Here is a 16451-nt window from a genome sequence, read left to right on the forward strand (position 1 = left end):
TAGTCCGCACTTTAGTTTTCTTTTAATTTCTTTAGTTGTGCCAAAGCATTTTCATCCTCTGGCTCTATTTGAAGTACCTTTTCAAAAGTTGAAATGGCCGTTTCTTTTTGACCCTTTTCAGCCAAAGCATTTCCATAACGATTGAGCACACTAGGAGTATATGGATTAATGATCGTGTTGAATTGTAATACCAGCAACCCTTGATCAACCCTGTTAGAACTCATTAAAACCCGTCCTAAAGTGTGTAATTCACCGCTTTTTCCAACCAAATGGTAGACTTCGTTAAGATGAGTATTCGCATCTTTATATATGTCTGTCATGGAGTTTTCTTCGAATAAATCGAGTAAATAAGTAGCTGCTCTGTAATTAGGTTCTGAAGGGTAACCCAAGGCAATTTGGGCCAAGTCGGTTTTTAAATCATTGCGTGGAGTTTCTACAATTCTGGCATATTCTTCTCCATTATTATTGAAAATGAAAGTTGGCACTCTGTGTATTTTCTTTCCTTTTTCTTCTTCATTTGGTCCTTGTTTGTATTTCTCTTCACCATCGTAAAGAGCAGTGAAGCTGAGCTGTTTTCGGTCTAAACCAAGTTCATCCCATAACTTCAAGAAACTCGGTACCCATTTTTGACTGTCGCCACACCATGTGCCTAAGTATATATCGACCTGGGTATTTTTTAAAGCTTTCTTCCATTTGTCATTGCCCTTTTCTACTGTGAATTCAGCATAGTTTTTATTAAACCATTGTCGATAGGTACTGTCCTGTTGTAAATACTCAACTGGAAATTTCCCTGCCAAATGGCTTTCTCCTTCTTGGTTTTTATAAATCGTAACTTCTTGAGCAGTAGTACTAAGAATAAAAAAAGTAAACAGTAATGAAAAAAGTGGCTTCATGTTAAGATTAATTGAATTTAGGTTTTTAAAAGGATTGATGAGAGCAATTTAATACAATCTTGTTATGGTAATTCATTCTAAGGATTAAATAAAATTAAGATAGAACTCAATTGTTGATTGGTCTTGGGTTTACCATCAACATCAATATCATCTTTTTTAAAATAACTTTTGCCTAAACCATTTGCTTAGTTACCTTTGCCCTCGATGTTGAAAAACATACATATCGCTTCTACTACTGCACATCACGTGCATCATTTCCACCATCTCTCGTAAGAGAGATATATATAACACCCTACCCGGCAGGTTCTGTCGGCACATTCGATTCAATTAATTACCCATTTCAGTTTAGCAGTTCATACCCATGTTCTCTTTTCTGAAAAACTCAAATCAATTTCTAAACATTTAGGGTTAGGTATGCCTTAAACTTAGGTTTACCTGAACTCTACAATAACTTACAGATGAAAAATACCTTGCGCATAGCAGTACAGAAAAGTGGCAGATTGAGTGATGACTCGCTCGCATTAATCAAAGAATGTGGCATTAAAGTGAATAACGGCATGGGTAAACTCAAGGCCGAAGCTTCAAATTTTCCTATGGAGTTTTTATTCTTAAGAGATGACGATATTCCGGGCTATGTCCAAGATGGAATTGCTGATATAGGAATTGTTGGCGCTAACGAAGCTGAAGAAAAGGATAAGCAAGTAGATTGGGTAAAGAAACTCGGCTTTTCAAAATGCCGTCTTTCTTTGGCCATCGATAAAGCAGAAACTTACAATGGAATTCAAGACTTTGAAGGCAAGAGTTTGGCCACTTCGTACCCGAAAATTTTAGGGGATTACCTAAAAGCGAATAACATCAATGCCGACATTCATGAAATTAGTGGTTCAGTAGAGATTGCCCCGAGCATTGGTTTGGCGTATGGAATCTGCGACATCGTTAGTTCTGGTTCAACCTTAATGAGTAATGGCCTAAAAGAGGTAGAAGTAATTTTCAAGTCGGAAGCTGTTATGCTGGCCAATAAGAATCTTTCAGCGGAGAAAAAGGAAATACTCGATCAACTTATTTTTAGAATTGATTCTGTACAGGCAGCAAAAAACAATAAATACATTTTATTAAACGCACCAAACGATGCTTTGGATAACATCATCAGTATCCTTCCTGGAATGAAAAGTCCAACAGTTTTGCCTTTGGCGACTGAAGGCTGGAGCTCTGTTCACTCGGTAATACAGGAGGATGATTTTTGGGAGATAATTGAAGAGCTTCGGAATGCGGGTGCGCAAGGAATTTTAGTAGTGCCAATTGAAAAAATGATTCTATGATTGTCGCGATTAACCCAAAAAGAGAAGAGTGGGAAGCTTTATTGAAGCGACCTACGATGGAATTGGAGACCATAGAGGCCATTGTGAAGCCAGTAATGGAAGCGGTAAAAGCCGATGGAGACCAGGCTCTAATTGACTTCACCAAGAAGTTTGACGGAGTGGAAATCACCAATTTCGAAGTGTCTTCGGCTGAGATCGATGCCGCGGTAGGTTTGGTGCCAGAAGAATTGAAAGCGGCTATTCGCATTGCAAAACAGAACATTGAGACTTTTCATGCTGCCCAAAAAGGGGAAGTATTGAAGGTTGAAACCATGCCCGGTGTAAATTGCTACCGTAAATCTGTGGCTATTGAAAAGGTTGGTTTGTACATTCCAGGAGGGACAGCACCCTTATTCTCTACTGTTTTGATGTTGGCCATTCCTGCGAAAATTGCAGGCTGTAAAGAAATTGTGTTATGTACACCCCCAGATAAAAATGGAAATGTAAATCCAGCCATCTTGTTTACAGCACAACTGGTGGGTGTAACTAAGATTTACAAGGTAGGTGGAGCCCAAGCCATTGCAGCATTAACATTTGGAACCGCCACTATTCCAAAGGTGAATAAAATTTTTGGCCCTGGAAATCAGTTTGTCACTGCTGCTAAACAGCTTTCAACCAAGTATGGTTTGGCGATAGATATGCCCGCTGGTCCTTCGGAAGTGGCAGTGTATGCAGATGAAACAGCCATTCCAACTTTCGTAGCTGCCGATTTACTCTCGCAAGCAGAACACGGTGCCGACTCTCAGGTGGTGTTGGTAGCTTCTTCTGAAGAAATTGTTAATGCGGTTCAACAAGAAGTGCAAACTCAATTATTGGTTTTGCCACGTGCAGAATTGGCTTCCAAGGCCTTGGAAAACAGTGTGTCAATTGTATTAGAGAATAGAATGCAAGCCATTGATTTGTTGAACGAATATGGGGCTGAGCACTTAATTTTATGTGTTGAAAAGCCGTGGGAAGTGGCGGATCAAATCATTAATGCAGGATCTGTATTTATTGGTAATTACACACCAGAGTCGGCAGGAGATTACGCCTCGGGTACAAACCATACTTTGCCCACTAATGGCTATGCGAAAATGTACAGCGGAGTTTCTTTAGATAGTTATGTAAAGAAAATTACCTATCAGGAAATCACAAAAGAAGGACTTAAGAACTTAGGGCCTGTGGTGGAAATTATGGCCGAGGCTGAATTGCTTGAGGCACATAAGAATGCGGTTACTTTGAGACTTAAATCTTTGAACAATGTTTGATCCGAACGCGCTCTTAAGAACGCACTTGCAAAAGTTAGTGCCATATTCGTCTGCCAGAGATGACTATAAAGGTAACGAAGGCGTCTTTTTAGATGCCAACGAAAACCCACTGGGTTCAATTACGGAAGAGGATTGGAATCGCTATCCCGACCCATACCAAAAAGAATTGAAGGCTAGAATTGCTCAAATCAAGGGAGTAAGGTCAGAAAACATCTTTTTGGGAAATGGCAGCGATGAGCCTATTGATTTATTATTCCGAGCTTTCTGCGAGCAGGGAAAGGATAATGTGATCATTAATCCGCCTACCTATGGCATGTACAAGGTAAGTGCTGATATTAATAATGTAGAGGCACGTGAAGTATTGCTGACAGCCGATTATGATTTGGATGTTGAGGCCATTAAATCTGCCATAGACGAAAACACGAAGATCGTCTTTATCTGTTCGCCCAATAACCCAACGGGCAATGATGTTTCATTGGATAAGATCGAAGAGGTATTGCGGTTTTTCAATGGAATTGTCTTGGTAGACGAGGCTTATGTAGATTTTACAAGTAGACAGAGTTTTACGTTGAGGCTTGAAGAATTCCCCAACTTGTTGGTGCTTCAAACTTTCAGTAAAGCTTGGGGTTTAGCGGCCTTAAGGCTAGGAATGGCTTTCGCTTCGGAAGAAATATTGGCCATTTTGAACAAAATTAAAGCACCTTATAACCTAAGTGGTTTAGTTCAAAAAACTGTTTTGAAAGCATTAGAAAACCTTGAGAAGAAGGATAAGATGGTAGATCAAATTCTGAAAAACCGAGAATCTTTAGGAGAAGCTTTAAAGCAAACCCCTATGATTAAAACGATTTGCCCCACCGATTCGAACTTCTTTTTAGTGAAATTGGAGAATGCTTCTGAAGTATATAAGAAGCTAATCGAAGAGAAAATCATTCTTCGCGACCGCTCTAAAGTAGCGCTATGCAAAGGTGGAATTAGAATCACTGTGGGCACTGAAAAGGAAAATGAATTACTGATTGATGCACTCAAAAACTTAAGTGAGAAATAGTGACTGTTGGGTAGTCATGCTGAACTTGTCTCAGTATCCGTTGATTAAGACTGAAAATTCACTGTTGATCAAGAAATAGAAAACACTGAGTTACTGGATAATAAGCAGTGCACTGAGCACTAAATACTAAGAACCTATTTAACCAAATGATGAAAAAAATACTCTTTATAGATCGTGACGGTACGATCATCGTTGAACCCAAAACCGACTTTCAAGTAGACTCTTTAGAGAAACTTGAGTTTTTACCAGGCGCCATTTCTAACCTCAGGAAAATTGCCGAGCAGTTAGATTATCTACTTGTGATGGTGACTAACCAAGATGGATTAGGGACAGATTCTTTCCCTGAAGATACTTTTTGGCCAGCACAAAATAAGATGCTCAAAACCCTTGAGGGCGAAGGAGTGGTGTTTGACGAAATTATCATCGATCGCACTTTTGGATACGAGAACGCACCAACGCGTAAACCAGGAACGGCTTTGCTTACTCAATTTACTAATGGGGATTATGATTTGGCCAATTCTTTTGTTTTGGGCGATAGGGAAACTGACATTCAATTGGCAGAAAACCTTGGGGCAAAGGCCATCTTTATTACCGAAGAACAAAACCCTAAAGCAGCATTAAGCACAAACAGCTGGGATGAGATATTCAGGTTCTTGCAGATGCCTCAGAGAAAAGCAGAAGTACATCGCGTAACCAAAGAGACGGACATTTTAATCCAGTTGAATTTAGATGGAACAGGCCAATGCAATAATGAAACTGGCTTGGGCTTTTTTGATCACATGCTCGATCAGTTGGGGAAACACTCTGGTGCGAACCTAACCGTGAAGGTGAAAGGCGATTTACACATTGATGAACACCACACGATTGAAGATACAGCTTTGGCTTTGGGCGAAGCTTATGCGCTAGCCATAGGAGATAAAAAGGGCTTAAACCGCTATGGTTTTCTACTTCCCATGGATGAAGCTTTGGCTCAAGTAGCCATCGACTTTAGCGGCAGGCCTTGGTTGGTTTGGGAGGCTGAATTCAAACGCGAAATGGTGGGCGATATGCCAACAGAGATGTTTATGCATTTCTTTAAATCGTTTTCCGATGCCGCCAAATGCAACTTGAATATTAAGGTAGAAGGTGATAACGAGCATCACAAAATAGAGTCGATTTTTAAAGCTTTTGCTAAAGCCATTAAAATGGCGGTAAAGCGAAATGCAGATGAAATGGACATTCTGCCGAGTACCAAAGGCGTACTTTAGGCGTATGGTGATTTTCTAGCAACAGCCGAGTTAACTCTCGGCTGTTGCTATGATTATTTACTTCAATAGGTGGTTAACTCATATCATTGGTCAGCAGATTAATCGAAAATTTTGTTATTTCGAGCGATGAAATTTTTAATGACTTTTTTCGCCTTATTATTGATAGGGCAAACCCAAGCTCAAAATTTAGACTGGTGGGATCAACTACACAATTATCCAGCAGCAGCAGGTATAGAGAGAAATAATTACATTTCAATTTCTCCTGGATATATGGGGCCAAATGCGCTTAGAATGCCTGTTTTAGAAAATGTAATTATTGACAATAATATTTCATTTGATATTCGTTGGGAACACCATGTAGGGAATGGAGACATTACCGATAACGCCTTTTTGCAATTCAATTTTCCCATTAAAAAAGATCGAGCTTTATTCTATGTAAATAGTATTCCAATCGAAAACTGGAATGTAGAAGCCTCAACACGAGATGAGCGCAGAATGACCGGTATTTCTGGAAAAGGAAAAACCACGGGAGATATTGCCTTTGGAATTATTTACAAAATATTTGATGAAGACAAAATGGGGCCATTTAATTTTGCCATGCGTGCCCATTCAAAAACTACCACAGGCGGAAACTTGGCCAATGCCCGATATACTGATGCCGGAATGTTTTATTGGGAAGGAACATTTAGTAAGTCATTTTTCAGGAATGATGAATCTCGCTTTTTGGGTAAAATGTTATTGGGTTTTTATACTTACCAAACCAATGTTAACCGTCTGATTAACGGATCAACAGAAAGACAAAATGATGCCCCATTGTATGGTTTGGGATTAGAGTATCACCATTCTAAATGGAAGATAGATACTGATTGGACTAACTATCAGGGCTATCAGAAACACAGAGATAATCCTTCTTTTCTTCGTTTCAATCTGACTAAAGAACTTAGCGGAGGAGCGATTAGTTTAGGCTATCATCACGGATTAAGGCAGTGGGATTGGGATACCTTTTCAATCAATTACAGAATTAATGTGGCAGAAGTTTTAGATTAGAATAAGGGTATGTTTTTTATCTGGTGTTATTTGAACGAGACATTTTGAGGAGAAAATATCTTCACATTAACTACCTTGAATTCCAGCCCAACACTGGAATTCGTTTTTTTAAGGCCATACCGACTATGATTAAACTCTTTTTAACCCTCGCCCTTCTCTCAGTTTCTAACTTAGTTTTTAGTCAAAAAACAATCAATGAATATTATAAAGAAGGCCTTGCGGCTTATGAAGCTAAAGACTATAAACTTTATTTGGAAGCGATGGAGGCGATTGATGAACTTAGGCCCAATTACCCTGTTGTAGTTTATAATTTGGCAGGTGCTTATGCATTGAATGGTAGGAAAATACGGAGTATTCAGCGACTCAATCAGTTGTTATTGATGGATGCAACCTATGATTTTCAACAGAACGAAGACTTTAAAAGCATTAGAAGAAATAAGGGTTATGATGAACTAATAACCCTTCAAGCAAAACTCAATAGGGTAGAAGAGCACGATGAAGTTTTTAGAACCATAGATGCTGGTGAAATTCACCCTGAAAGTTTTGTGATAATGGATAATGGCGACATTCTTTTAGGAAGTGTTCGTGAGAAAAAAATTATTAGGGTTGATCCTGAGGGGAGTAAAATTGATTTGGTGAAAACAGAATATTCCGTATTGGGGATGCACGTTGACCCAACAAATGGATTACTCTGGGCAGCTACAGCAGCCATGCCCGAAATGCTAGATTACAACCCAGCCGATAAAGGCAAAAGCTTGATCATGCAAATTGACCCGAGTTCCGGTGTGGTGATTCAAGGTTTGGAATATGATGAGGGCACAATCATTGGAGATTTGGCCATCGATAAAGAATCTAGAATTTGGCTTTCAAACTCACTAGAGCCTACCTTAGGAAGAGATAATACAGATACAACCGATTTTACTGGTGCATTTATCAGAAAGCAATTCGATTTATCGAATGGATTTTTTAACCTACAAGGCTTGGCATTGAATGAGGATGAGAAGTTTCTCTATTTGGCCGATTATATTACAGGAATTCACCGCATTGACATTGAAACAGATGATGTAGTTAAAGTATTTGCTCCAGAAGAAATTCTGCTGAAAGGAATAGACGGACTGTATTACTATAAAAACACTCTGATTGCCATCCATAATGGAGTAAAACCTTATAGGATTATGCAATATTTTTTAGATGATACTGGCCAACATATTTTGTTCGGTAGGGTGATTAACCAAGGCGGGCCTTCTTTGGGGGAGCCTACTTTGGGACAAGTGAAAGACGGCTATTTCTATTATTTGGCTAACAGCCCTTGGATTGCCTATGATGAGGGAGAACTCGATTTAAGCAAAGTAAAACCTATTGAAATCAGAAGAATTAAGTTGAATTAACGCGAAAACCTATGCGTACTAGAATTCTACTTTTCCTTTTAGTCGTTTCCCTACCCAATTGCTTACGGGGGCAATCGCTTACCTTAGGGTATGTTAATCAGTATGTTCAAAGGTGTCTGCCAGAGATGAAATTTGAAAACAAGGAAGTGCTATATGTTGTTGATGGTGTTCCTTATGATAGTACTGGAATCGAATCTAAACTCATTAAGTACAATCTTGAGGATAAATTTCTCTCCATAAATTATCTATTTTCTGATTCAATTTCAACAACTATTTTTAGACCCAATTTATTGATTGTCTTGATTCATAAAGCTTCGCCCTTAAAGTTGAAGGACAAGAAAAAAGAACTGCGAAAGATCAGAGAAACATTTTCAAACCCCTCAGAATTTCCTGCTTTTATGATAAATGATAGACAATTAAGTATTGAAGAGGCTAAACAGTCTATTTCTGTTTTGAAGCCTAGAAACATACACCATGTTAGAGTTAATAAACACGCTCCACTCTCTATTTATGGGGCTAATGCTAAAAATGGATTAGTAAGAATTTGGACAAATAACTGAATGTGTACTCACTAAAAAGCCCTGTATTCTAATGAACACAGGGCTTTTTAGTGAGTTTGAATCTTGGCTTATTTTTTCTCTGGCCCAGAAGTTTTGTTGATCAAAACGGGTTTGCCAAAGCCTAATTGCTCCATTTTATTTAATTGAGTTTTGGCATCGCCTACTACCAACCAAATCATTTTTTCTGGATCAAGATACTCTTTAGACAAACGCTGAATTTCTTCGACAGTCATGTCTTTTACGATCTGCTGTCTTTCTTTCACGTAATCGGCAGTCCAGCCATACTCGCTCATGTTTTCTAGCATGTTCAGTTTAGCGCCCGCTGTTTCAAAAGCCCTCGCTCCACTTTTAATCATAAAGCTTTTAGTAGTTTCAAGGTCTTTTTCAGTGTAAGTGTTACCGTAATTAGCTAAAATATCTCTTACAAGTTGAGCAGACTCATAACTTACATTGGTTCTTACTCCACTCGAAATGGTAAAGGCTCCTTTAGTCTTGCTTCCAGAAAAACCAGACCTTATACCATAAGTATAGCCTTTTTCCTCTCTTAGCTCTTGTGTTAACCTAGAAGCAAATCCGCCACCACCAAGAATATAATTCATTACCGTGGCAGGGTAGTAGTCTTCATCTGTTACTGCTAAAGCAGGGTAACCAAAGTTTAAAACAGATTGCTTTGCATCTGGAACATCGAAGAAATACACTGTTGATTCAGCTGGTTTTGCTGGAGGATCATAAGTTGGAATGTCTACCGCTTTGGCTTCCCATTTAGAGTTGAGGTCGCGCAAAGAAGTCATTACACTAACAGTATTGATATCACCTACCACATGCATTTTAGCTACAGATGGAGAAATGTAATTCTCGTAATACTTTTTCAGATCATCTATGGTTATTTCGTTCACAGATTCGGCAGTGCCCAAGATGTTCTGAGCTCTAATATTTCCTTCACCGTAAATCAAACGATTGTAAGCGTTTTGAGCTACAGAGTTCGGGCTGGCTTCTTGCTGCCTGATTCTGGCAATTACTGCTTGCTTGGCCAGTTCAAATTCAGTGATATCCCATCTTGGCTCAAGCAAAATTTCTTCAACCAAATCAATCACAGCATTATAGTTACGCTTCAAAGTATTGACGGATATGTTAATGCTTTCAGTAGAAGCGGATACTCTAATGGATGCTCCAAGCTGCTCTATTGCTTCTTCGAGCTGAGCTGTAGTTTTCGATGCAGTGCCTTTGGTCATCATTTGCGCCATAAGGTTAGCTACTCCACCTTTATTTGGGTCATCTAATAACTGGCCACCGTCAATAACAATATTGAGTTGAACCAATGGTACTTCTTTACTTTCAATTCCATATACCTTAAGCCCGTTCTCTAAAGATTCTTGCCATACTTCAGGGGTTTTTACTTCTGGTGTCTCACCACTTGGGGGCTCTTTTGAGCGATCAAATGTAGAAGGAGTTTTTTCATAGGTAGCGGCAATTTTAGGATCAAAATCTTCTTCAGCTCCTTCAATAATTTTTTCTTCAACTACTTCAGCTTTTTCAGAGCCTTCTAGGGCTAAATCTTTTTGCCCTTTTGGTATAAAACTGGTAGCGATATAGTTTTTGCCTTTGATGTACTTATTGTAAACATTCATTACATCTTCAGTAGTTACAGCAAGAATGTTTTCTATGTCTTTGCTGATAAAGCCAGGGTCGTTGGCAAAAATGTTGTACTGTGCTAATTGGAAACCTTTACCCAAAACACTTGATAAGCTATTATAGAAGCCAGTTTCTTGTCCTGCTTTAATACGTTCCAAATCCTTTTGTGAAATTCCCTCTTTTTCAAATTTAACAAGCCCTTCTTCGATGGCGGTTAACACTTCGTCCAAATCTTTGTCGGCAAAAGCTCTTACAGATATCTGTAATTGACCTGCCAATTCAGAGGTACTATTAAACATGCCTACACCAGAAGTCAATTTTTTGTTTTCTACCAAAACCTGATTTAATGGAGCAGATTTACCTCTAGAAAGGTAATTGCTCAATACGTCCAGTGCATAGGCATCAGCGCTGTATTGTTCTACTGTTGGCCATGTCAAAGTAAGGGCAGGCACGCGCGCAAAATTATCTTCATGGTAGAGCTTTTTGGTTACCGCTACTTTTCCTGAACGAGGTGAAAGAGGCTTTACAGGCTCACCTGCAGGAATCTCATCAAAATATTTCTTTACCCATGCTTTGGCTTGCTCAGGATCAAAATCTCCCGCAATAGTAAGTGTAACATTGTTTGGCACATACCAACGGTTAAAAAAGTCTTTTACATCTTGAAGCGTAGCGTTTTGCAGATCTTCCAATGAACCAATCACTTGCCAGTTATAAGGGTGATCTTCTGGATATAGATTTTTATCGATGACATAAGAAGTATGACCATAAGGTTGGTTATCGCCACTTTGTCTTTTTTCGTTTTTAACAACTTGTTTTTCTTTGGCCAGTACCGGATCTGTTACTGTATTTATAAACCAACCAAGTTTATCGGCTTCAGCCCAAATCATTTTCTCTAACGCATCGTTTGGAACGGTCTGGAAATAATTGGTACGGTCACGGCTAGTAGAACCATTGGCGCCTGAGCCTCCAATTCGTGCACTCATTTTATCCAATCCACCTTTTCCAAGGTTTTCAGATTCTAAAAACAGCAAGTGTTCAAAAAGGTGGGCAAAGCCTGTTCTTCCTTCTACTTCTCTGGCCGAACCCACATGGGCAGTAAGGGCTACAGCAACTACTGGGTCAGATTTATCTACATGGAGAATGACATCTAGGCCATTGTCAAGAGTGAATTTTTCATAATCAACTTTAAAGTCGACTTTCGGGACTTCGCTTTTCTGTGTACAAGCAAAGGCTGATAAGACTAATACAGCAAATAGGGTTGTTTTTTTCAACATAGTTGTTAAATTATTTAGTACCGATAGTTAACTAAATAATCTGCTCAAAGCAATTTTGAGCACTATGTATGGTGTGAAAAATGCTTAATTAAATTTTGGCTGAAACCTTCTTGGGCGCCTTTCAACAAAACTTTTCTTGAATTGAAAGTAAAGAATGGAACCTATAATAGGGGAGAAAAGAACAATTAACAGCCATATTAAATTAGCTTTTCCCGACTTAAATCTTGATTTAGATAGGTCTGTCAATGCCCAAAACCACAAAACTACGGTAAGTAAAATCGCTGTGGGAAGTAATATGTCAGTGATTTCCATGTAACTAATGTAATTATATTTGCTCTTATGCCAAAGATGGAAGTGGGAAGACTGTGATTCTAATGTTTACCGAATGAAAATCAACTATTGAAACCTTCTAAAGTAGTTTGGATACTCTTAATTCTCAACGACCAGTTTTTGTAGGAAAGATAGGCCAGAACAATAAGTGTGACAATCATTCCTAAAATCATAAGTTGTTTGATTTGTGTCAAATCAATGGTAGAAATCATAAATAAGATGACTGAGCTTCCGAAAAGCAGCGTTGAGAAAACGGAAAAGATGCTCAACCTTTTTAAATTTTTACCGAAAGATTCGATGGATAGTTTAAGGTTATCGGCTTTAATGGGGTTGTAAATCATTAGGTAGCTGATAATGTCAGAGATTACAAACAGGGAAACGCCTGCAATCAATGTAATATTTGCCCATAATGGTTTAGTCGATCCGTCCAGTATGTCATTGTAAGTAAAAACAAAAACAAGCAATATGACGGCCTCAAAAATCAATTTGAAACGAATTCGTTTGAGTTTTGGATGTTGCTGTACTTGGGTCATCATGGCCAATTCCTTTTGGTCTCTTTTGCTTTCTCTTGATTGCTGCCATTTCTGTTTTAATTCGTCAAGTTCCATCTGATTATTGATTTAGGATTGTTTTTAATTTGCTTTTGATTCGGTTGATTCGTACGCCAACATTATTCTCAGTGATTCCGGTTATTTCTGCTATTTCGGAATAAGAGTAGTCTTCTAAGAAGAGCGAAATAATGGCCTTATCTGAATCGTTGAGTTGTCTTAATGAATCATACATCCGTTCCTCATTCTCTGATACTTCGGTGTTTTCCATCAGGTCAGATTGCTGATAGGGATGGTCATTGTATTCAATGGGAATAGCCTTTTTTCTAAAAGAAGCCATTGCGGTATTCAGGGCAATTCGGTACATCCAAGTACTTACTTTAGAAGCTCCTCGAAACTTTGAGAAAGATTTCCACAGCTGAAATACTATTTCCTGAAAGAGATCTTCTTGATCCTCTTTTGAGTTCCTGTACATCTTGCTCACTTTGTAAATGATGCCCTGATTCACTTCTATAATCTGCAGAAATTCCGCTTTCATTTTTACTGTTTTTTGAACTCAAATTTTTGTCCCATTCTTTCTGCTGTGAGCCCAATAGTCTTACCGTCAATCCGTTTAAAGGAGATTAGAATTTCCACTTTTTTACCGAAAAACTGATGTTCACCTTTAGGGTAAATTTGAAAAGGGGGATTTCCGGCCAACTGAGCCAATAAACCGTTTTCGTCTTGGACAATATTTAACTTCATTTGCCCAGAATCGGAAATGTAACTTCCAACATATTTCTCTACCTCAGCTGGGTTAGAAGTTATTTCAATCTGCATTTTAGGCACTTCAAAATCTTCCTTAAAAATGATGTTTTCAATACCTTTTAAGATCGCTTCTGTGGGTAATGTCGAAACATTGCTAAGGACTATAATGCTCGTTTTCGTTTTAGGGTATAACGATAAAATTGAAGAATAACCCCATGTCCCCCCACCGTGTGAATATTTTAAATAATCATCCGATTCTATAAACCAGCCATAGCCGTACTGTCTACCAGAATTATCTTTAAAATCTCCATTTGGAATGAATGAAGAGGTTTCTGTTGCTAATTGATTATTAAGCATTGCACTCGCCCATTTTAACAAATCGGTACTATTGGAGTATAAATCGCCAGCACCTTTTAACATGGAATAATTGCGATATGGAGCAACCACCAAGCTGTCGTCATTTATCAAATGATAGCCATTGGTCATTTCTGGAATAATGGATAAGGAATTTGTGCTTCCAGTCGATGTCATATTGAGTAGATTCAATATTTTGGTTTTTAAAATCTGATCATAATTTTCCTGATATACTTTTTCTAGAATGGTGGCCAATAGAAAATAACCAAGGCTAGAATAATGCAGTTGAGTGCCAGATTCGAAAAGTAAATTCACTTGGTTGATTTCTGAAATCACCTGATCAGTAGTCATGGATAATTTGGATTTAACAAGCCAATAATCCGCTATGGCCTGGTTATGCGGCAAGCCAGAAGTATGGGTTAATAACTGATGAATACTGATTGCTTTAAACTTACGGTCCAGTTTAGGAATGAATTTAGATGCTGGGTCTTCAAAATTCAACTTCCCTTCTTCTTTGGCCTTTACAATTAAGGTGGCTGTAAAGGTTTTGGTAATAGAAGCAATTTTGTATTTGGCATTAGGCTTTATAGGGATATTGTACTCTATAGATGCCAAGCCAATTCCTCGTTGGAATAGGGTGGAGTTTGAGTTGCTTATCAGTATTTCCCCACTAAAACCTTTTTGACCATGAATGTATTCTAAATAGGCTTCTAAATTTTCAGATTGCTTCGATGTAAGTCTATCTTGCCCCTTAAGGTTATAGAATGAAAGGTGAAGTAATAGAATGAGGTAAATTTTTTTTGTAAAACCCATAGTATCGAATTTTTTGATTTCCCTATAGGTTGTAAAAGCTCAGCGAAAACTTACAGAAGGTTGGAAATTATTTTTTCTTTCAAATTTCTATGATTCATATCCAGCATAATGCTGATTAAACGAATACCTCTTTTGGGGTACATCAAGGGGGATATGATGTACTATATTTGGAAATATGAAATGGTAAGATATTGAATTATCAAAGTGATTGAATTAAGTCATTACGCATGATTGATTTAATACTCAAACCAATTCTATATTTTTAATAATTAATCAACTCAACCAAATTATTATGAAACGCTTTACGCAAGGCAGTGCAATGCTTATATTATTGGCTACCTGTTTTTTATCTTGTAAGCCTACAAAAGAAGAGGCCACGCCAATTCCAGAATATGTTGTTAACGTTACCTTAGTAACTCAAGAGAATGCTCCCGCGCTACAATCCTATGCCCATGGTGTAAATGGTGCCGACTGGCTACTTTTTGCAGGCAGAACCAACCGAATTAATGACGATGGAGGACTCCATGATTTAAATGCCAATTACTCTAACACCTCTTTCTTACCCCTTTCTTACAATGAAGACATTTTCGTTTATAATGTGGATACCGATGTGGTTTCAGCTTTATCATTTAATGAAATGGTAAGTGAAATAAGCAGTTTCACACCAGCTACAGGCTCCACTGACTCTACAGCGATTACGGCATTACTACCTAAAGTAGTTGCTGCCTTAAAGGCCAATGGAACAGTCTTTAGATCTACCAATCCTCTGGTGATGCAAGAAAATGATTACATGTATTTGGCAGGTGGTTATGGCACTCCTTTAGATCAGACAGACAACGGAAATGCCTACCAAACTTTTAACCAAGTAGCTAGAATTAATGTGCCCTCTATGATTAAAGTAATCAATTCAGATTTGGGGTCGCTGACTTTAACGGATTGGCAAAACTTGGTTGCTTTTGGCAGCAACGATAAGTTGGTGAGCACTGGAGGCGAAATGTTTAAAATAGGAAATACCTTCTACTTGGCTGGTGGGCATAATTTTGGAAGTACTGCTCCAGCAGCAAGTCAAGGGCAGCAATATGTAGACGCTGTTTATCCATTTACAATGTCAGTTTCTACCACTAATCCTTTTGCACTGGATATTACTGTGAGCGCTCCGATTACGGATGTGCCTACAACAATTGGAACGCCAGCAGCAGATGCTACCTCTAAATTTAGAAGAAGAGATGGCCCAATCGTTCCAGCATTATATATGGATGCCAGCAATAAACTTACAGAAGGCCTGGCTTTTTATGGGGGTGTTTTTCAACCCGACAGTGTGGTGACGTTAAATATTAAGAATAAAGAAGGGAATGACAGCACTGTAAGCTATTTGCGTGCATGGAACACCGCTATTTATGTAACCCCTAGTTTGGCACCCAATTATACTATTGACTCAGACTACAATCAGAAGAACTTCAATGTGTATGCTTGTGCTGATTTCGAACTTTACGATGCTGTGTCGGGCACTGTGAGCACGTTTTTAATGGGCGGAATTGGTGATGGAACTTACCAAGGACCGCAGACACTTTCTCCTTTTACCAATAGTCTTACCCAAGTGCGTTATGATTTGAGCACGGGTAAGAGCACACCAAAAGTAATTGACCAGAACATTTTCGGAAGTAGTTCATTTTATGGTGCCGAAACAGAATTCATTTTTAACAGCAAACAAGCCATTTCATTTATGTCTGTAAATGGTGATGCTACCGAAGTGATTAATGCCGATGCTACTTTTCAAGAAGGAAAAGGCTTTGATCTTGGCTTTATCTATGGAGGTATTGAAGCTTTTGAGAACACTCCAGGTACTTTTGGAAGAGGGAAATCCGCTGCTTCTAGTAAAATCTGGAAGGTAACAGTGACTAAGAATACCGTAAACAACTAAAATTTTTCTGCCATATTGAAGAGCCTTTGAGAGTAATCTCAAGGGCT

General features: G+C 38.5%; 14 protein-coding genes. 9 read left to right on the forward strand and 5 right to left on the reverse strand.

The window, feature by feature from the left end:
• Positions 1-11: 11 nt before the first annotated feature.
• Positions 12-893: a thioredoxin family protein gene (locus tag AAC026_RS10585; protein WP_339697677.1), complete on the reverse strand. Its 882-nt coding sequence runs from the start codon at positions 891-893 to the stop codon at positions 12-14.
• A 458-nt stretch (positions 894-1351) separates the two neighbouring features.
• Between AAC026_RS10585 and hisG the strand changes: the two genes are divergently transcribed.
• From hisG to AAC026_RS10620, 7 genes are all read left to right on the forward strand, one after another.
• The gene (gene hisG / locus AAC026_RS10590) at positions 1352-2212 is read left to right on the forward strand and encodes an ATP phosphoribosyltransferase (RefSeq protein ID WP_339697679.1); all 861 of its coding nucleotides are present in this window, start codon (positions 1352-1354) and stop codon (positions 2210-2212) included.
• A complete protein-coding gene (hisD, locus tag AAC026_RS10595; protein WP_339697681.1) occupies positions 2209-3498 on the forward strand; it encodes a histidinol dehydrogenase in 1290 nt (429 codons plus the stop codon). The genes hisG and hisD overlap by 4 nt, the downstream gene beginning before the upstream one ends.
• Complete coding sequence (hisC, locus tag AAC026_RS10600) at positions 3491-4543, forward strand: histidinol-phosphate transaminase (RefSeq protein WP_339697683.1); 1053 nt, start codon at positions 3491-3493, stop codon at positions 4541-4543. Before hisD ends, hisC begins: the two co-directional genes overlap by 8 nt.
• A gap of 149 nt (positions 4544-4692) precedes the next feature.
• On the forward strand, positions 4693-5790 hold the full coding sequence (hisB, locus tag AAC026_RS10605) for a bifunctional histidinol-phosphatase/imidazoleglycerol-phosphate dehydratase HisB (RefSeq protein WP_339698012.1): 1098 nt from the start codon (positions 4693-4695) through the stop codon (positions 5788-5790).
• Positions 5791-5916: 126 nt separating this feature from the next.
• Positions 5917-6837, forward strand: a complete 921-nt coding sequence (locus tag AAC026_RS10610) for a hypothetical protein (RefSeq protein WP_339697685.1) — start codon at positions 5917-5919, stop codon at positions 6835-6837.
• A gap of 44 nt (positions 6838-6881) precedes the next feature.
• Positions 6882-8225, forward strand: coding sequence for a hypothetical protein (locus AAC026_RS10615; RefSeq protein ID WP_339697687.1), 1344 nt, complete (start codon positions 6882-6884; stop codon positions 8223-8225).
• A gap of 125 nt (positions 8226-8350) precedes the next feature.
• Positions 8351-8785 (forward strand): hypothetical protein, encoded by a 435-nt coding sequence (locus AAC026_RS10620; RefSeq protein ID WP_339697689.1) that lies wholly within the window; start codon positions 8351-8353, stop codon positions 8783-8785.
• Between the two features lie 68 nt (positions 8786-8853).
• On the opposite strand, the gene AAC026_RS10625 is transcribed toward AAC026_RS10620, so the two are convergent.
• Positions 8854-11691 (reverse strand): pitrilysin family protein, encoded by a 2838-nt coding sequence (locus tag AAC026_RS10625; protein ID WP_339697691.1) that lies wholly within the window; start codon positions 11689-11691, stop codon positions 8854-8856.
• A gap of 154 nt (positions 11692-11845) precedes the next feature.
• Between AAC026_RS10625 and AAC026_RS10630 the strand changes: the two genes are divergently transcribed.
• Positions 11846-12007: a hypothetical protein gene (locus AAC026_RS10630; RefSeq protein ID WP_339697692.1), complete on the forward strand. Its 162-nt coding sequence runs from the start codon at positions 11846-11848 to the stop codon at positions 12005-12007.
• A gap of 76 nt (positions 12008-12083) precedes the next feature.
• Here AAC026_RS10630 and AAC026_RS10635 read toward each other — a convergent pair whose 3' ends face one another.
• The 3 genes from AAC026_RS10635 to AAC026_RS10645 are packed head-to-tail and all read right to left on the reverse strand — an operon-like array spanning position 12084 to position 14483.
• The gene (locus AAC026_RS10635; RefSeq protein WP_339606688.1) at positions 12084-12629 is read right to left on the reverse strand and encodes a hypothetical protein; all 546 of its coding nucleotides are present in this window, start codon (positions 12627-12629) and stop codon (positions 12084-12086) included.
• Between the two features lie 4 nt (positions 12630-12633).
• Entirely contained in the window at positions 12634-13107 is a 474-nt protein-coding gene (locus AAC026_RS10640; RefSeq protein ID WP_339697693.1) for a sigma-70 family RNA polymerase sigma factor, read from the reverse strand.
• Positions 13108-13109: 2 nt separating this feature from the next.
• Positions 13110-14483, reverse strand: a complete 1374-nt coding sequence (locus tag AAC026_RS10645) for a serine hydrolase domain-containing protein (protein WP_339697694.1) — start codon at positions 14481-14483, stop codon at positions 13110-13112.
• 292 nt (positions 14484-14775) lie between these two features.
• Between AAC026_RS10645 and AAC026_RS10650 the strand changes: the two genes are divergently transcribed.
• A complete protein-coding gene (locus tag AAC026_RS10650; RefSeq protein WP_339697695.1) occupies positions 14776-16404 on the forward strand; it encodes a hypothetical protein in 1629 nt (542 codons plus the stop codon).
• Positions 16405-16451: the final 47 nt, after the last annotated feature.

It is taken from the genome of uncultured Roseivirga sp., from assembly GCF_963973945.1.
In the GTDB taxonomy this organism is placed as follows: domain Bacteria; phylum Bacteroidota; class Bacteroidia; order Cytophagales; family Cyclobacteriaceae; genus Roseivirga.